This window comes from Maribacter spongiae, assembly GCF_047345125.1.
In the GTDB taxonomy this organism is placed as follows: Bacteria; Bacteroidota; Bacteroidia; order Flavobacteriales; family Flavobacteriaceae; genus Maribacter.
Genome location: NZ_JBLFEQ010000004.1, coordinates 143,621 through 162,611 on the forward strand (window position 1 = coordinate 143,621; position 18,991 = coordinate 162,611).

Here is an 18,991-nt window from a genome sequence, read left to right on the forward strand (position 1 = left end):
TCTTAATTAATAGTGACACTTTCCACATTCCAGGCCTCCCATTTGAGCTGCCGTCAACGATTCTACCCCATACTTTTTGGAAAGTTCCGAGTGGATTTTTTCATAATATTCATTGCCTTCCACCTTAACATTGGTCTCCTTATGGCAATTGACGCACCACCCCATGGTCAAAGGCGAATACTGATACATAATCTCCATTTCCTCAACAGGACCATGACATGTCTGACATTCCACTCCTGCCACGGAAACGTGTTGCGAGTGGTTGAAATAAGCAAAATCCGGCAGGTTATGAACCCTTACCCACTCCACAGGCTGACTCTCTCCGGTATATTTCTGGTTCTCCTCGTCCCAACCTACAGCCTTGTACAACTTTTTAATCTCTTTGGTATAAAATTCATTGGTATACCCATTGGCCAAATCCTCTTGAGAAGGCCCTTCAGGATTCCCTTTGTATTCATAAATGGATTTATGGCAATTCATACAAACATTCAAGGACGGAATCCCCGATTGTTTCGAGACCCGGGCCGAAGAGTGGCAATATTTACACTCTATCTTATTATCGCCAGCATGTATTTTATGCGAATAGTGTATAGGCTGAATTGGGGCATACCCCTGATCCACGCCCACCTGCATCATCCATCCATAGGCAAAATAAGCACTTCCCAACAAAAGGAATATTGCCGCGACCAGCACCAAGAATTGGTTCTGGGCAAAAGCCTTCCACAAAGGAGTCCTTTTCTCCGCTTTTTCCCTTTCGACCGAAACACCATTGGCCTCCGCAATGCGCCTCAACGTATTATTGACAAGAAACAGCATAATGACCAACAAACCAAAAACCAGGACAAGGGCACCCAAAATCACCTCATTGGAAATTCCCGATGCATCCCCGCCCGCCCCATCAGCGGACACCGTTCCTGCGGCAGCAGCCACAGGCGCCGGAGGCGGAGCCGCGGTATAGGCCAAAATATCGTCTATATCGGTATTGGACAACGTAGGGAAAGCGGTCATAGCCGCTTGATTATACGCTGCATAAATTTTATTGGCATAGGCATCTCCCGATTTGATCATACCCGGACTATTCTTGATCCAATCGTACAACCATTCACGATCCAATCCTTCCTCATCGGACAAACGAGCCTCTACGTTGGCCAAAGCAGGCCCCGTCATCTTCCTGTTCAACGCATGACAAGCGGCACAATTTTGATTAAAGAGCGATTTGCCTTTGGCCGGATCACCGGATTCCGTTGAAGCAGCAGCATCCTGAGCAACTATTGAAACCGAAAAAAGCAAGAAGGCTGAGAGACTAAACCCTAAAAATTTAGAAAACTGATTGCGGTATGGAACCTTTTTCATATATCGAATATTTCAATCGGAATCTTGGCATGATTTTAGCCCAATTTTAGTAGGTAAATATGAGGCACATGCCAAAATCGAAGGCAAAAATACGACATAGACTTTGTTTGAAAAAGTGTTAATGTATTTATAATTTATAATTTAGAGTTTTTCTAAATAAATTGAAATCATAACCATTTATCTTTTAAAAATTTACATTTGTAAATGCGGAAAACACTTCAATTTTATGTTATGCAAAAAATCGTTTTAATACCCGTTTTTCTTTTTGTCCTCCATTTTTCACACGGACAGGAAGGTCAAATAAACATACAACAGGACGAGCAAATAACGCAGCTTTTGAATATCTACAAAAGTGTGCTCAAAAACAACGAGTATTATAGGATCCAGGTAGGTTTTGGTGATTTTGACAAGGCCCGATCGATCAAATCCGACGTGGAACAGGATTTTCCCGAACTTCCCTCTAAAATTGATTTCGACTCCCCAACATATCGGGTTCGCATAGGCCGATTCAAAACCAAGTTAGAAGCGGAACGAAAATTCAATGAAGTACGGGCAAAATATCCGGACGCCATGCTCTTAAAACCAAAAAAATCGACCAAGTAGGTCGATTTTTTTTATTCTTGTTTTGCAAATAAATATCCTATTTGGATTTTAAGGTCTTCTTTACCGCCACTTCCTGGAAAGCCTCTACAATATCACTTTCCTGAATATCATTATAATTCTTGATTTGCAGACCACAATCATATCCTTTGGACACTTCTTTTGCATCATCCTTAAAGCGTTTTAAAGAAGCTAGTTCCCCCGTATAGATAACGACACCGTCACGAATCAAACGGATGCTGGAATTCCTGAATATTTTTCCACTGGTGACCATACAACCCGCAATGGTACCGACCTTGGAAATCTTAAAGGTCTCCCTAATTTCCGCCGTACCGGTAATCTCCTCTTTCATTTCGGGAGAAAGCATACCTTCCATCGCATCTTTCAAATCATTGATCGCATCATAAATAATGGAGTACATGCGGATATCTATTTCTTCTTTTTCCGCAATGGACTTCGCATTACCCATTGGCCTAACATTAAATCCTATAATAACGGCATCGGAAGCGGAAGCCAATAACACATCGGATTCCGTGATGGGGCCGACCGCCTTATAAATAATATTTACCTGAATTTCATCTGTAGACAATTTCTGGAAAGAATCGGTCAATGCTTCTACCGAACCATCCACATCCCCTTTAAGGATAATATTCAATTCCTTAAAGTCTCCCAGCGCAATTCGCCTTCCGATTTCATCCAAGGTAATATGTCGTTGGGTCCTAACGGATTGTTCTCGCTGCAACTGCGATCTTCTGGCAGCAATTTGCTTGGCCTCGCGCTCATCGTCCAACACATGGAATTTATCACCCGCCTGTGGCGCCCCATCCAATCCTAAAATTGAAATGGGTTGGGAAGGGCCAACTTCCTTTACATCCTTGCCCCGCTCATCCTGCATGGCCTTGACTTTTCCACTACATGTTCCGGCCAATACATAATCCCCTATTTTTAAGGTACCTGCCTGAACCAAAATTGTGGACACATACCCCTTTCCTTTATCTAAAAACGCCTCTACGACCGTACCGACCGCCAATTTATCCGCATTGGCCTTCAATTCCAATAGTTCAGCTTCTAAAAGCACTTTCTCCAACAGTTCTTTTATTCCTTCTCCTGTTTTGGCAGAAATATCATGGGATTGGATTTTACCGCCCCAATCCTCTACCAACAGGTTCATACCGGCAAGACCTTCCTTGATCTTATCCGGATTGGCCGTTGGCCTATCTATTTTATTGATGGCAAAAACGATAGGAACCCCCGCTGCCTGGGCATGGCTTATGGCTTCTTTAGTCTGTGGCATAATATCATCGTCCGCTGCCACAACTACAATTGCAATATCCGTTACCTGGGCACCTCTTGCACGCATAGCGGTAAAGGCCTCGTGACCCGGTGTATCCAAAAATGATATTTTTTGTCCGTTTTCAAGGGTCACTCCATACGCTCCGATATGTTGCGTAATTCCACCACTCTCTCCTGCAATCACATTCTCCTTACGGATGTAATCCAACAAGGAGGTCTTACCATGGTCCACGTGTCCCATTACGGTCACGATCGGGGCCCTTGGTTTTAAATCTTTTGGATCGTCCTCTTCTTCAATGATACTTTCTTCGATATCCGCCGTTACGAATTCTACTTCATATCCAAATTCTTCGGCAACTATCGTTAACGTTTCCGCATCTAAACGCTGGTTCATGGTCACCATAATACCCAAGGACATACAGGCCGAAATAATCTCCGTTGTGGAAACACCCATCATGGTAGCAACTTCACTTGCCGTAACAAACTCGGTCACTTTCAGGATTTTGCTTTCCAGTTCTTGTTGCTCCAGATCAGCTTCGGTCTGCTGCCTGTGCTGATCCCTTTTGTCCCTTCTATATTTGGCACCTTTCCCCTTCTTGGATTTCCCCTGAAGTTTTTCAAGGGTTTCCCGTACTTGTTTTTGCACATCCTCTTCGGAAGGCTCTACTTTGTTCGCCTGTGCAAAACGTCTGTTTCCGCCCCTCCTATCATTTTTCCCGGATTGCTGCCCCGAACCTGAGGGATTTTTACTGACGATACGTTTTCTTCTCTTTTTTCTATCCGAATTGGCCGCAGGCTTATCCTCTTCTTTCTTTTTCTTTGGTTTCTGGAATTTGGTCAGATCTATTTTATCCCCGGTAATCTTTGGACCCGATAATTTCTGATATTGGGTCTCCAATGTTTTGGGCTCTTCGGGCTTCACCTCCTCGACCTCGGCCTCAGTTTCGGTTTCGGTCTTTTTCTTTTCCTTCTCTGGTTTTTTCTCCTCTATTTCGGGCGTTTCCACTTTAACCTCGGATACTTCAGGCGTTTCCTTGGTTTTTTCAACCTCTTCTTTTGGCGGGGCCTCAGCAGTCTTTTTCTTTGGGTCCAAATCTATTTTACCCACGGTCTTGGGTCCGGAAAGTTCCGCCTTCGCCTTAATCACATTTTCAGAGGCAGCATTCCTCCTTTCCCTTGCCAATCTGCGCTCTTCCTGTTCCTGCTCCAACTGAATCCTTATGGCTTCCTTCTCCTTACGCTTTTCTTCACCTACTTCCTTGGATGCAACTTTTTTGCTCATATCCGTTTGGAACTCATCCAGTAGGACCTGATACACTTCACTGGAGATCTTTGTAGTAGGTCGTGCCTCTACATCATGTCCTTTGGTGTTTAAAAAATCCACTGCCCTATCCAAGGAAATATTAAGTTCACGAAGAACTTTATTAAGTCTTATTGTTGCATTATCTGCCATAAATACTGATTCCCGTTCTTTAATTTTACCTGCTAATATATAGCTAATCTTCTAATTCTTCTTTTAGGATACGCACAACTTCCAAAATTGTCTCCTCTTCTAAATCGGTACGTTTTACCAAATCATCCACATCTTGCTCCAATACGCTTCTTGCGGTATCCAAACCAATTTTCTTGAATTCCTCTATGATCCAAGCATCTATTTCATCCGAGAATTCGGTCAATTCCACATCTTCTTCCACACCTTCACGGAACACATCTATCTCATAACCCGTTAATTGTCCTGCCAATCTAATATTATGTCCGCCCCTACCAATAGCCTTGGAAACCTCTTCCGGTTTCAGGTACACCTGAGCGGTCATTTTCTCGTCGTTCAATTTAACGGAAGAGACGCGCGCCGGGCTCAAGGCCCTGGTCACTAATAATTGCGGATTATTGGTCCAGTTGATAACGTCTATGTTCTCATTGCCCAGCTCCCTTACGATACCATGTATACGAGAACCTTTCATTCCCACACAGGCACCCACCGGATCAATACGGTCATCATAGGAATCCACGGCAACCTTTGCTTTTTCTCCCGGGATACGGACCGCTTTTTTTATCGTGATCAAACCATCAAAAACTTCCGGGATTTCCTGAAAAAACAGTTGCTCCAAAAATATCGGGGAGCTTCTGGACATAATGATAGTAGGCTTGGCCCCTTTTAATTCCACACTTTCTATGACCCCTCTTACGTTGTCTCCCTTTCTAAAGAAATCGGACGGGATCTGGCGATCTTTTGGAAGAATGATCTCATTGCCCTCATCGTCCAGCAAAATAATTGCCTTATGGCGAATGTGATGCACCTCGGCCGTATATATCTCTCCTTCCAAATCCTTAAACTGCTTGTAAATGGTGGTATTATCGTGCTCATGGATCTTAGAGATCAAATTTTGACGCAATGCCAAAATGGCCCTTCTACCCAAATCTATCAATTTTACTTCCTCCGAAACATCTTCGCCAACCTCAAAATCGGGCTCGATCCTACGGGCTTCGGTCAAAGAGATTTCCTCATTTGGCTCCTCTACTTCCCCATCCTCTACAACAATACGGTTACGCCAAATCTCCAAATCCCCTTTATCCGGATTTATAATGATATCAAAATTCTCATCCGAACCGAATTTCTTTTTTAATGCATTTCTGAAAACATCTTCCAAAATTGCCATTAGCGTCACCCTGTCTATGAATTTATCATCCTTAAACTCCGAGAAAGATTCAATTAACGCAATATTTTCCATTAGTACCTATAATTAAAATTTTAATACAACTTTTGCTTTTGTTATTTCAGAAAAATTCAATGTTTTCCTTTTCTGAACCGTAACCTTCCCTTTTCCTATGGGTTTGGGTTCCCTAGCTTTCCATTCCAGCACAATATGCTCGGCGTTGGCCTCGGTAAGTTTCCCCTCATATTTTGATTCCAGGGTCTCCACCTCTAGCTTTCTCCCTATATTCTTCTTATACTGCCTGGGCATGACCATTGGAGCTGTAGCTCCCGCCGAGGCGACCTCCAATGAGAAATCAACGGCATCCCGATCCAAATTATGCTCAATGGCCCTGCTGATCCTTATACAATCTTCAACGGTAACGCCATTATCCCCATCTATGATCACTTTTATCCCATTGTCCGGACTTACGGTAAAATCGATCAAAAAAAGTGATTCGTCCTGCTCCAATCCTTCGTCCAATAACTTTTTTACGTTTTCCTTTAACATAAAACCAAGTAATAAAAGAGGGGACAAATTGTCCCCTCATGAATATCCCGATATCCTTTCAGTGGTGCAAATATACAATAATTTTGTTTTAAAGAACAATCCAAAATCCTCTATTTAAATAAGATAAACGAACACTGCATTACCTACCGGAATTTACAGGGAGACTTGAACGTATTAATCGAAATAGTTTTATTTTTAAGAACCAAACCAACGCAACATGGATATTTTATCTTCTTACAATCTCATTATAGGGGCATCGGTCATTATTATTCTTTCTTTTTGGTTTAACGGAATCTCTAAAAAAACCAACATTCCGTCAGTACTTATGCTCATTGTCCTGGGACTCATTCTACAATACGTATTGAAGTATCTTGTTCCAGAAACACCGAATTTTTCCGGGGGACTGGAAATTTTAGGCATTATAGGTTTGATAATGATCGTGCTTGAAGCCGCTTTGGAGCTGGAGTTAAAACGGGAAAAATTAGTCCCCATTTTAAAATCCATGGCCATTGCCCTGATCGGACTTGTAGGTTCTGCTTATGTTGCCGCTTTAATCTTATATCAATTCACTCCGGGGATGTCCATGCAATCCGCATGGTTATATGCCACCCCCCTGTCCATTCTTTCCAGTGCCATTATCATCCCCAGTGTTAGCGGACTTTCTGAAGTTAAAAAGGAATTCCACATTTACGAAAGCACCTTTTCCGACATTATGGGAATTATGATGTTTTACTACCTGATCGGCGGGTTGAACCCTGCGGAAGATACGGGAATGTCCGGGTTCGTGGGCAATCTGGCACTGACCATTGGCATTGGCTTGGCGACCAGCTATGCCATTATCCTAATTTTCCAACAGATCAAGAGTCAGGCCAAATTATTTTTATTGATCGCCGTACTCCTATTGCTATATGCCATTGGAAAAAAATTCCATTTATCCTCCTTGATCATCATCCTCATTTTCGGCCTCGTCATTGCCAATGTAAAACTATTCTTTCCCGGAAAAATGGCTGTTTTTCTGGAAAATGAAAAACTGCGCCAAATCTATCATGAATTACATATCATCACTTTAGAAACCGCTTTTGTGGTACGCACTTTTTTCTTTGTGGTCTTTGGGTTGAGCATTGCCATCACTTCGCTTTTCAGCCTTAATGTAGCACTCATAAGTATTTTGATAGTACTTTCCATTTATGGGATCCGGTTTTTGATACTTCGCATATTTATGGGAAAGGACATATTGCCCCAATTGTATGTAGCGCCAAGAGGCTTGATTACCGTACTACTCTTTTATGCGATACCGACAGAGGCACAAGTACCCAATTTTGAATCGGGTATTTTGTTGTTCGTCATTATCGCCACCAGTCTTGTAATGACCTGGGCCATGATCAAGGACAAACGCAAAATGAATACCTTATTGGACGAAATTGATGAAGAATATGCAGAAAGAAACGAAGCTGAGGATTTGTTAAGGAATGGAACGGAAGCCGCACTTAACGGAGAAACCGAAATAGAAGGCCAGCCCGAAAAATGAATGATCTTTCAAAAATTTCCAATATTCCGGAATGACACTAAAAACAAAGTGACCTCCTCTAGATAAAAGGAATCATAATTAATTTGCGTTTAAAAAAGATGACCCCAGAACAGCGGCCTTTTGCGCTTTGATCGGAATATCAACATTGTTCATACTATCCACTTCCCTTCTAAACCTTAAGATCATAAGGGTATCTAACTGATCGTTAATACTATCTTTCATGGCGCGCCAATTACGGGCGTTCATTTTTTTATTGTAATCGGTAATCTTATTGAAGCGGGAAAGATTATACCGGTTCGCCTTCCAGGCGTGCGCAGTGCTTTTCCGATGTTCCAAATCTTGAAGATAGATGCCGATACCAAAACCTGCGATGACCAGCACCAAAATAATCTTCAACTTTTTTACGGTTAATTTCATACAAATTAGCTTTAAAGGGGCGGGGTAAAACTAACAGAGACCGGCCAGATCAAGTATTCTTTTACAAAACCAATCATAGCTCATATCCCTGACAATATACAAATTATCGGGAATTCACAATAAAAAGACGTACAACAGGCTCCTTTATACCGATAAATGGTCGAAATTACCGTCAATAAAAAATCCCGAAATCTAGCAGAAATCGGGATTTGTTACATTTTATTTTGTTGGCCCACTAGGACTCGAACCTAGAATGACGGTACCAAAAACCGGAGTGTTACCATTACACCATGGGCCAATACCATTTCTTATGACTGAAAGTGATTCAGCAAAGAGCGTGCAAATTTAAAACAAAGTTTGGTTTGCACAAACATTTTCACCTACAATAATGCAAAAAACAAATTTACGTAAATAGATTTGGTCATTCTTGTTTTTCCATCTCGGATATAGGCTAATTAAATGTGTTCTTTTCCCTTGACGAGGCGGGGAAGGTCCTGTTAAAGGTTTATAAAAAATGTAGTTCGTTATCTATTTTAATTAGTAAATTCGCCCCATAGCTTTAACCAGGGTTACATGTTTTTAAAGAACTTCCAGAAATGGGACACCTTTCTTGGGTGGGCCGTATTTTTCATAGCGTTTATCACCTATTTTATAACCGTTGAACCCACCAATAGCTTTTGGGATGCGGGGGAATATATAGCCACGGCCGCAAAATTGCAGGTGGGCCACCCACCAGGGGCCCCATTATTACAAATGATCGGTGCATTTTTCGCCATGTTCGCCCTAGAACCCGGCCAAGTGGCCATGATGGTCAATTTAGTTTCCGGGGTTTCCAGCGCGTTTACTGTACTTTTTATGTTCTGGACACTCACCAATATCACCAAAAAATTATTGGATAAGGATGAAAAACTGACCAACAGTAAAGCCATTGCCATTCTGGGAAGTGGTTTGGTCGGTGCTTTGGCATTTACCTATTCCGATAGTTTCTGGTTCAATGCGGTAGAGACCGAGGTATATGCCATGGCCAGTTTTATCATGGCACTGTTACTATGGCTGGGCCTGAAATGGACGGATAACCTGAACGACCCAAGGGGCAACCGTTGGATCATCCTTATTTCATTCGTTATCGGACTTACTTTTGGGATACAGTTCATGGGCTTTTTGGCCATTCCATCGGTGGGATTATTGTACTATTTTAAAACATACAGGAAAACAACGGTCAAGAATTTCCTGCTCGCCAATATTGTGGTAATCGGTATTTTGATGTTGGTCTATAAATTTTCCCTTACCTATGTCTTAAAACTGTTCGGTTGGGGCGAGGTGTTTTTCATCAATAGTATCGGCCTGCCCTTTAACTCGGGCTCCATCATTATAGGCATACTGTTTATCTCAGCATTCTACTTTGGTCTTAGATATACCAGAAAAAACAACTACAGAACGGCCAATACCATAGTTTTATCCCTAATGTTTCTCTTCATAGGATTTTCTTCCTGGTTAATGCTCCCCATAAGGGCCAATGCCAAAGTTGTTATCAATGAAAACAACCCCGAAGATGCCAGGGCCCTCTTGGCCTATTATAACAGAGAACAATATCCAGGTGTGGACAGTCCTATTTATGGAACCTATTATTCCAGTATGTTCGCAGATCCGGGTGAGGACCGAGACGGCAAACCTAAATATGAAAAAGACTACACTCTGGGCAAATATATCATTGTAAACAAATACAAAGATGCCGAACAGGGCGCAAATCCAAATCACCAGGGCCTGTTGCCCAGAATGTGGAGTTCCCAGCATGCCGAAAACTATATGCAGTATTTTGGCCCCTTGGATTTTAGAATGACGCAATCCAACGAAGAACTTCGTCAGGCCGTGAGCCAAATAAAGACGGGATTCGCCAATGGTGAAATAGATGCCGATCAGTATATAAGTTTTTTAAAGCGGTTTGAAGATTATCTGGAGATAGAACCGCCATCGGTCTGGGACAACATCAAATATATGTTCGAATTTCAATTCAATTATATGTACCTGCGTTACTTTATGTGGAATTTTGTAGGCAAACAAAATGATGTGCAAGGGCGCTATAACGATAATGGAAATTGGTTGAGCGGTATAAAATTCTTTGACAGCTGGCGATTGGGCAGTCAAGACAACCTACCAAGTGATATTGAGAACAACAAGGGGCGAAATACCTATTTCTTTTTACCCTTATTGCTGGGGATCATTGGTATGGTATTCCAAATTTCCAAAAACCCAAAACAATTTTGGGTATTGATGATCTTTTTCCTGTTTACAGGTCTTGCCATTCAATTCTACACAAACCCCTACATATTCCAGCCCCGTGAACGGGATTATTCCTTAGTGGGGTCCTTTTATGTTTTTGCTTTATGGATCGGGCTTGGTGTCTATGGCCTTTATGATGGTTTTAAAGACTGGCTTACCCCCAAGGTACTAGCCCCTATTGTTGTAGTCGCATGCTTATTGGCCGTTCCTACGGTGATGGCCGTACAGAACTGGGACGACCATGACCGATCCGACCGTTTTACCGCAAATGCTTCGGCCAAGGCCTATTTGGATTCATGCCAGAAAGATGCCGGGGCCATACTGTTCACCATTGGCGACAATGATACGTTTCCACTTTGGTACGCCCAGGAAATAGAAGGATACAGAACGGATATCCGCATTGTATGTACAAGTCTTTTTGAAACGGATTGGTATGTAGATCAAATGAAACAAAAAGCGTATGAAAGCAATCCCATTCCCTCACAGATCACCCATGAAAAATATCGTTGGGGCAACAGGGACGTGCTCTACCACCAAGGTATTACCGAAAACAGATGGCCTATAAAGGATTTTATTAACTGGATCGATAGCGATAAACCCAGGACCAAGTTCAAATATCTCCTGGAACAGAACGGCACCGACCTCAGCAATTATTCAGAGGACACTCAAAATTACGTGTACTACCCCACCAATAAAATACGGGTGCCCGTAAATAAGAAAAATGCCCTGGCCAGTGGCCTGGTAAAGGAAAAGGATTCGGCCCTGATCGTTGATTATATTGATATTGACCTGCCCGGTGTCATCACTAAGAAAAGCATGATGATGTTGGACATACTGGCCAATAACGACTGGAAAAGACCGCTCTATTTTTCTGGGGGGAGCTTTGACAATGCCGAATACCTATGGATGAAGGATTACCTGCAATTGGACGGTTTGGCCTACAAACTGGTTCCCATACGCACGGAAAGACCAAATTCTTTTGAAATGGGTAGGATCGATACCGATTTAATGTATGATATCGTCAAAAATTGGGATTGGGGAAATTCGGGCGACACGACCATATATCACGATACCCAAACGAGAATCCAAAGTGTTTCTTACCGGGGCAATTTGGCACGCCTAATGGAAAAGCTCATTGCGGAAAACAAAATGGACAAAGCCAAGGAAATCATCGAGATTTCCCTGAACAATATGCCTATAGACCATTTTGGTTATTACGCCCTGATAGAACCCTTTGTAGATGGTTATTACAAGGTGGGGGAAACTCAAAAAGCAAGGGAACTGTTCAATAAGCTAAAAACAAAATATCAGGAACGCCTGGAATATTATGCAGGTACCAATCTAGATGAGCAGTATGGCAATATAGATGATATTATAGCGGATATGGAAGCCTATCGCAGAAATATTGATATGTTAATCTCCAATGACGACAGGGAAATGGCAGAAAAAGAAACCTTGATCTTTAATGAGTACATAGACAAGTTCCAACATTTCTATAGAGACGAGGATGATATGGAAATACCCGCCACGGACCTGGAAGGAAATCCTGACATGAGAGATACCCTACCCATTTCAGATACCGTACAAACGGGCAGTACAGGAATCGACACTCCCTAGGGATCCCCAACCAAAATGAAAGCCGTTTTAGGCCATAATAGCCAAACCTTTTAATTTCAATAAAGAAAAAAGGAATCTATAAGATAAAATATATTCCCTTTGCAAAATGTAGAATAATTACAAAGCAAGGAACAGTAGAAACTAGACGTATTCGTTCAAGATACCAATAAGGGTATTGGCATCCTGCTCACCACTTTGACGCCATACCATTTCACCTTTTTTGTATATCATTAAGGTAGGAAGTCCTTTTACACGCAAAGCCTGGGAAAGCTCCTTATTCTTGTCCACATCGATCTTTATTACTTTACCTCTATCACCAAGTGCGGCGGCAACATCTCTCAATACGGGATGCATGGCAGTAGACTGCTCGTTCCATTCTGCATAAAAATCCAAAAGAACAGGAACATTTAAATCTATTAGTTCACCAAATTTAGACATATCAATAGCTTTGCTAGATTCGCCAAATGTAGTAAAAAATGTTAAAATACTAACAATAGCGGGGGTTTTGTAGACCAATCGCTAGGTTAAAATCATGTTAATTGTCTTTTTCTTAAAGTGATAACCGTAATTTCCGGCCAAATACCTACCCTTCCCGGATACCCCAAAAAACCAAAACCCCTGTTTACATTGATAAATTGTCCGAGTTCCTCATAAATCCCCGCCCAGTATTTATAACGCCATTTTACGGGGCTCCATTTGATCCACCCCGGAATTTCTATGCCAAATTGCATACCATGGGTATGCCCGCTCAACGTAAGATGAAAATGCATATCGTCATGGATCACTTCCTCCTCCCAATGGGACGGGTCGTGACTCATCAATATTTTAAAATCGTCATGGGAAACATGGGCCGCTGCCCTTTTCAAATCCCCTGCCTTTTTAAAGCCTCCCTTTCCCCAGTTTTCTACACCGATAAGGGCAATTTTATCCGTGCCCTTTTCAAGGTACCGGTGTTCGTTCAATAAAAGATCAAACCCCATTTGTTTTTGCAAGTCCTTTAGGTCCTTAAGGTTTTGCCTTTTTAATTCTTGGGTATCCCAAGGGATATAATCGCCATAGTCATGATTGCCCAAAACCGAAAATTTTCCGTCCTTGGCCTTTAAGGTTCCAAAAAGGTCGGCCCACGGTTTCATTTCTTCCGCTTTGTTATTGACCATATCGCCGGTAAATAAAATAGCATCGCTTTGCTGTGCATTGATCAGATCAATGGCATATTCGATTTTTTCCCGATCGTCAAAACTACCACTGTGTATATCCGATATCTGTGTAATCCGATAGTCATGAAAAGCATCGGGCAGATCATCGAACTCCAACTCATATTCAAGCACCTTAAAATTATACTTTCCCTTGAACATCCCATACAAAAGTGCCCCAAAAGGAATGGAGGCGATGCCCATGGCCATTAAACTTAAAAACTGCCTTCGCTGCGGCAGGCTAAATTCCCGCGAGGCACCAAAAACCCTCTGATAGATACCCGTCACCACCCTGAACATATCTTCCGAAAACAGAAAAAAAATGGTAATGACCTTAAAGGTAAGTATGGTCAACAAAAAACCAAAAGCATAGCTTTTTGGCCTGCTCAATATTCTTCCTACCTCCCCCCCTGCCGTAAACTGATATACAAAATTGATCAGGACCACAGTGGCAATACCCATGTACAAATAATATGCCCAGGGCTGTTTCACCACTGTTTTAAGTGCTTGAAGCACGTAAATACTTAACCCTATATAAATTGCAATAAAGATGATCCAGCGTAACATAAACGTTTTTTACAAAGATATTTTAAAGCGGTTCATGCCGTTCTCTTTTGCATTTTATTTAACCTTATCCACTACCGCTTTAATGACCCCCACATTGCTTACGGGAATTTTGTCGTCCCGTAAAAAAGAAGGGGAACTCATAGGTATTTTTGGCAATTCTTCAAGTCCTTGCTCAAATCGGCTACCGGATAAATGAACAGCGTTAAAACCCCTCTCCTTGAATTGATGCACATTTTCGGCATTAATTCCGGCACCCGGCATTATAACCGTTTTATTGGTCTTTTCCTTTAATCGACTTAATAAATCAATGCCTTCCAAAGCGGATTTTTGCTGTCCCGAGGTTAATATATAATCAATTCCCAGGTTTTCCAACCGTTCTAAGGTTTCAAAAGGATCCCTGATCCAATCAAAGGCCCTGTGAAAGGTGAATTTTAAAGTGCCCGATGCTTTTATTAACTGCTCGGTCCGTTTTACATCCAACCTGAAATCCCGAGACAATACTCCCGAGACAATGCCATCAAAACCAAGCTCCGCACACAGTGCTATGTTCCGTTTCATAATATCAAAATCAATATCGGAATACGTAAAATCCCCGCTTCTGGGCCGTATAAGTACATGAACAGGAATCCGAACCTGTTCACGTATCGTTTTTAAAAGTCCATAAGAAGGTGTAATACCGCCAACGCCGAGCTCAGCACAAAGTTCAATTCTATTGGCACCGGCAATTTGCGCATTTAATGCAGATTCCAAAGAATTGGCACAAACTTCAACGATCATATTGTTATATTTAATCCTCTAAAAATAAAGAACCGAACGAATGAAACGGACATAAACAAAATTATTTTTTTTGCATACCCACAGAAACAATCATTTTTCTATGCTAAAATATAATAGTCAATCCATACAATAAATGCTTACAACAGGCATTATCAGATCAATTAATATTTTAAACAAGATATGAAAAGAAGAAACTTCCTTAAAAATTCCGGTGTAGCCACTGCCGGGGTACTATCGACCCCTTTTTTAACTTCTTGCAAAGCGAACGAAGAAGAGAAGAAAAGCATCTTAAAAGGACATACGGAAACCATAAAGCCCATTGTAATCTGTACCTGGGATTTTCACAATGCCTCTGCCAAAGCCTGGGAAGTCCTAAGCTCGGGGGCAAGTGCCCTAGATGCCGTTGAACAGGGCGTAAAGGTAGAGGAAGATGATGTGAACAACCAATCTGTTGGTAGGGGCGGGCGACCGGACAGGGATGGCCGCGTGACCTTGGATGCCTGTATTATGGATAAGGATGGAAACTGTGGTGCCGTGCTGGCCATGCAGCATATTGCCAACCCCATTTCCGTAGCACGAAAAGTAATGGAAGACACCCCCCATGTCATGTTGGCGGGAAAAGGCGCAGAGCAGTTTGCCTATGAAAAAGGGTTTGAAAAAATGGACCTGTTAACGGAACAATCCAAAAAAGAATGGTTGGAATGGAAAAAGACATCTCGATATGAACCTATTATCAATATTGAAAACCACGATACCATTGGTATGTTGGCCATTGATAAAAATGGTAATATCGCCGGGGGATGCACTACCAGTGGCATGGCTTATAAAATGGCCGGCCGCGTGGGGGATTCTCCCATTATCGGGGCAGGATTGTTCGTGGATAATGAAGTGGGCGGAGCCACGGCAACAGGCGTTGGCGAGGAAGTGGTACGTACCGTGGGCAGTTTTTTGATCGTGGAACTGATGCGGCAGGGGAAATCGCCCCAAGAAGCTTGCGAGGAAGGCATAAGACGTATTATTGCCAAGAACAAGGGCAAACTTGATTTTCAGATAGGGTTTATAGCCATTAACAAGAAAGGTGAAACCGGAGGCTATTGCATTCATCCCGGGTTTACGTATCGGACCTATTCGGGAAAGGGGCATGACAATAATCCGTCGAAGAGCTTTTTAAAGCCCTAAAATCGCTTTGCCGTTGAAAATCAAGGACAAGGCCATTGTTAAAAACTCTTTCACCTAACAGCTCGTTTTTTAGTTCTTTTTCTACTCCATTTCGTATTTTTAGAGACTTTGAACTTACAATTCCGTATTTCTAATTTTCAATTATGCCTGACCAAAAAAGACTTTTTTTACTTGATGCCTATGCATTGATTTTCCGTGGGTACTATGCCTTGATCAAGAATCCAAGAATCAACTCAAAAGGCATGGACACTTCCGCCATTATGGGGTTTATGAACTCCCTCTTCGATGTTATAAAACGGGAAAGACCGGACCATTTGGCCGTGGCCTTTGACAAGGGGGGAAGCGTGGAACGGACAGAACTGTTCGAGGAATATAAAGCCAATCGTGATGAGACACCGGATGCCATACGCATTGCGGTACCCTATATCCAGAACATTCTAAAGGCGATGAAAATTCCTGTGGTGGAGCTGGCAGGCTATGAAGCCGATGACCTTATAGGCACTTTGGCAAAACAGGCCGAAAAGGAAGATTATAAAGTCTTTATGGTCACCCCGGACAAAGATTTTGGACAATTGGTCTCGGAAAATATTTTTATGTACCGGCCCGCTCGTATGGGGAACGGTATAGAGATTTGGGGTATTCCCGAGGTACAAAAACGTTTTGGCGTAAAACGCCCCGAACAGGTAATCGATTATTTGGGAATGATGGGCGATGCCAGTGATAATATTCCCGGGCTGCCGGGAGTAGGCGATAAGACCGCAAAAAAATTCCTGGAACAGTTTGACGACATGGAAGGTCTTTTGGCCAATACGGATCAATTGAAGGGCAAAATGAAGGAGAAAGTAGAGGAAAACGCAGCTCTGGGCCGCCTTTCCAGAAAACTGGCGGAAATCAAAATTGATTGCGACGTTACTTTTAATGCCGATGATTATGAAATGTCCGAACCCGATTCCGAAAAAGTACAGGAGGTTTTTGAAGAATTGGAATTCAGAAGGCTCAAGGAGCAATTTCTGAAAATATTTTCCAAGGAGGAAGAAGTTCCTCAAACGGAAGTTACAGGTACAAAGATCGCTCCAAAAGCCACTACATCCGCCGGAAGCGGACAATTTTCCCTTTTTGGCAATGACGGGGCCAGCCCGGCTACCATAAAAGATGCCTCGAGCAGAAACACGATCAACGATATTCCACACGTTTATCAAAGCGTGGCCCCCGGAATGGCCATGAAACTGTTTCTTCAAAATTTAATGAAGCAGACCTCCGTTTGCTTTGATACGGAGACGACCGGTTTAAACCCCTTGACCGCAGCGTTAGTAGGAATCGCTTTTTCGTGGGAAGCCACCAAAGGGTTCTATATATCCATCCCTGAAAATAAAGATGAGGCACAGGAAATTTTAGAGCAACTTCGCCCGTTTTTTGAATCCACGACGATCGAGAAAATCGGTCAAAATTTAAAATACGATATTAAGGTACTTCACAAATACAACATTCAGGTCAGAGGTAAGTTCTTTGATACCATGTTGGCGCATTATCTTATTAATCCGGATATGCGACACAATATGGATGTGCTTTCAGAAACTTATTTGAACTACACGCCGGTTTCCATTACGGAACTCATCGGAAAAAAAGGAAAGAACCAGCTTTCCATGCGCGACGTTCCCCTGGAAAAACAAACGGAATACGCCGTAGAGGATGCCGATATCACCTTTCAATTGGCACGTCATTTTAGACCGGAACTGGCGGCGGCCGAAACCGATGGGCTTTTTAACGACATCGAAATTCCATTATTGAAAGTTTTGGCGGACATGGAACTGGAAGGTATCCGTCTAGACGAGGGTTTCTTAAAATCATTATCCGAAGAATTGAATAATGATATTATATCACTAGAACAAAAAATTTATGAAGCCGCCGGTGAAGAATTTAACATTGGTTCACCAAAACAATTGGGGGAAATTCTTTTTGACAAGTTAAAGTTGATAGACAAGCCCAAAAAGACCAAGACCGGTCAATATTCCACGGCAGAAGACGTACTTTCCTATTTAGCCAAAGACCATGAGATCATTCAAAATGTTCTGGATTATCGCGGGTTGGCCAAATTAAAAAGCACCTATGTGGATGCATTGCCCGAGCAAGTGGAAATCTCCACGGGACGGGTACATACCGATTATATGCAGACCGTTGCCGCCACGGGCAGACTAAGTAGCAACAATCCAAATTTACAGAATATCCCCATCCGTACAGAAAGGGGAAGGCAAGTGCGCAAGGCATTTGTTCCAAGAGATGAAAACTATACGTTGTTGGCAGCGGATTACTCTCAAATAGAACTACGGATCATAGCGGCCCTGAGCGAAGAAGACACCATGATCGAAGCGTTCAAAAACGGCGAGGACATTCATACCTCAACGGCCTCAAAGGTATTTAACGTACCTATAAATGAAGTAACGCGCGCGCAGCGCAGCAATGCCAAAACGGTAAACTTTGGGATTATCTACGGGGTATCTGCCTTTGGCCTGAGCAATCAAACGGATCTTAGCCGGGCAGAATCCAAAGAACTTATAGACACCTATTACAAAACCTATCCAAAACTCAGGAACTACATGGGGGAATTAATAGACTTTGCCCGAGACAATGGTTATGTTCAAACGGTTTTAGGAAGAAGACGTTATTTAAAGGATATTAACGGCAGTAATGCCATTGTTCGTGGTGCCGCAGAACGCAATGCCGTTAACGCGCCCATTCAGGGGAGTGCCGCGGACATCATTAAAATAGCGATGATCAACATCCATAAGAAATTATCGGAAGCCAATTATAAAACCAAAATGCTCTTACAAGTACATGATGAACTGGTTTTTGATTGTTACAGACCGGAATTGGATACCGTGAAAAAGCTCATCAAAACAGAAATGGAAAATGCCTACAAACTTGCTGTTCCTTTGGACGTGGAAGTCGGGCTTGGTGATAATTGGTTGGAAGCACATTAGTAGCTT

Annotated in this window: 13 protein-coding genes and 1 tRNA gene; 5 read left to right on the forward strand and 9 right to left on the reverse strand. The window is 42.4% G+C overall.

Annotation, left to right across the window (positions count from 1 at the left end):
• Positions 1 to 6: 6 nt before the first annotated feature.
• Positions 7 to 1,353: a cytochrome c3 family protein gene (locus ACKWB9_RS07220; protein ID WP_414002338.1), complete on the reverse strand. Its 1,347-nt coding sequence runs from the start codon at positions 1,351 to 1,353 to the stop codon at positions 7 to 9.
• 204 nt (positions 1,354 to 1,557) lie between these two features.
• On the opposite strand from ACKWB9_RS07220, the gene ACKWB9_RS07225 reads away from it, so the two are divergent.
• Entirely contained in the window at positions 1,558 to 1,956 is a 399-nt protein-coding gene (locus tag ACKWB9_RS07225; RefSeq protein ID WP_414002339.1) for an SPOR domain-containing protein, read from the forward strand.
• A gap of 37 nt (positions 1,957 to 1,993) precedes the next feature.
• On the opposite strand, the gene infB is transcribed toward ACKWB9_RS07225, so the two are convergent.
• Genes infB through rimP form a run of 3 tightly spaced genes read right to left on the reverse strand, consistent with a single transcriptional unit; the run spans position 1,994 to position 6,449 of the window.
• Positions 1,994 to 4,699, reverse strand: coding sequence for a translation initiation factor IF-2 (gene infB / locus ACKWB9_RS07230; RefSeq protein WP_414002340.1), 2,706 nt, complete (start codon positions 4,697 to 4,699; stop codon positions 1,994 to 1,996).
• 43 nt (positions 4,700 to 4,742) lie between these two features.
• Positions 4,743 to 5,975, reverse strand: a complete 1,233-nt coding sequence (nusA, locus tag ACKWB9_RS07235; protein WP_414002341.1) for a transcription termination factor NusA — start codon at positions 5,973 to 5,975, stop codon at positions 4,743 to 4,745.
• Between the two features lie 12 nt (positions 5,976 to 5,987).
• Positions 5,988 to 6,449, reverse strand: a complete 462-nt coding sequence (gene rimP, locus ACKWB9_RS07240) for a ribosome assembly cofactor RimP (RefSeq protein ID WP_414002342.1) — start codon at positions 6,447 to 6,449, stop codon at positions 5,988 to 5,990.
• 217 nt (positions 6,450 to 6,666) lie between these two features.
• Here rimP and ACKWB9_RS07245 point away from each other — a divergent pair, with 217 nt between their 5' ends.
• The gene (locus ACKWB9_RS07245) at positions 6,667 to 7,977 is read left to right on the forward strand and encodes a cation:proton antiporter domain-containing protein (RefSeq protein WP_414002343.1); all 1,311 of its coding nucleotides are present in this window, start codon (positions 6,667 to 6,669) and stop codon (positions 7,975 to 7,977) included.
• Positions 7,978 to 8,055: 78 nt separating this feature from the next.
• On the opposite strand, the gene ACKWB9_RS07250 is transcribed toward ACKWB9_RS07245, so the two are convergent.
• Both ACKWB9_RS07250 and ACKWB9_RS07255 read right to left on the reverse strand, forming a co-directional pair.
• Entirely contained in the window at positions 8,056 to 8,394 is a 339-nt protein-coding gene (locus ACKWB9_RS07250; RefSeq protein ID WP_414002344.1) for a hypothetical protein, read from the reverse strand.
• 227 nt (positions 8,395 to 8,621) lie between these two features.
• Positions 8,622 to 8,692 (reverse strand) — tRNA-Gln (locus ACKWB9_RS07255).
• 275 nt (positions 8,693 to 8,967) lie between these two features.
• Here ACKWB9_RS07255 and ACKWB9_RS07260 point away from each other — a divergent pair.
• Positions 8,968 to 12,291, forward strand: a complete 3,324-nt coding sequence (locus ACKWB9_RS07260) for a glycosyltransferase family 117 protein (protein WP_414002345.1) — start codon at positions 8,968 to 8,970, stop codon at positions 12,289 to 12,291.
• Between the two features lie 141 nt (positions 12,292 to 12,432).
• On the opposite strand, the gene ACKWB9_RS07265 is transcribed toward ACKWB9_RS07260, so the two are convergent.
• The 3 genes from ACKWB9_RS07265 to ACKWB9_RS07275 form a co-directional block, all read right to left on the reverse strand.
• Positions 12,433 to 12,729 carry a thioredoxin family protein gene (locus ACKWB9_RS07265; protein ID WP_414002346.1) on the reverse strand — a complete coding sequence of 99 codons (297 nt, stop codon included), beginning with the start codon at positions 12,727 to 12,729 and terminating at the stop codon, positions 12,433 to 12,435.
• 92 nt (positions 12,730 to 12,821) lie between these two features.
• Positions 12,822 to 14,051 (reverse strand): metallophosphoesterase, encoded by a 1,230-nt coding sequence (locus tag ACKWB9_RS07270; RefSeq protein ID WP_414002347.1) that lies wholly within the window; start codon positions 14,049 to 14,051, stop codon positions 12,822 to 12,824.
• Between the two features lie 54 nt (positions 14,052 to 14,105).
• Positions 14,106 to 14,828 (reverse strand): copper homeostasis protein CutC, encoded by a 723-nt coding sequence (locus ACKWB9_RS07275; protein WP_414002348.1) that lies wholly within the window; start codon positions 14,826 to 14,828, stop codon positions 14,106 to 14,108.
• Positions 14,829 to 15,008: 180 nt separating this feature from the next.
• Here ACKWB9_RS07275 and ACKWB9_RS07280 point away from each other — a divergent pair, with 180 nt between their 5' ends.
• Complete coding sequence (locus tag ACKWB9_RS07280; RefSeq protein WP_414002349.1) at positions 15,009 to 16,007, forward strand: isoaspartyl peptidase/L-asparaginase family protein; 999 nt, start codon at positions 15,009 to 15,011, stop codon at positions 16,005 to 16,007.
• Positions 16,008 to 16,150: 143 nt separating this feature from the next.
• On the forward strand, positions 16,151 to 18,985 hold the full coding sequence (polA, locus tag ACKWB9_RS07285) for a DNA polymerase I (RefSeq protein WP_414002350.1): 2,835 nt from the start codon (positions 16,151 to 16,153) through the stop codon (positions 18,983 to 18,985).
• The last annotated feature ends 6 nt before the right edge of the window (positions 18,986 to 18,991 follow it).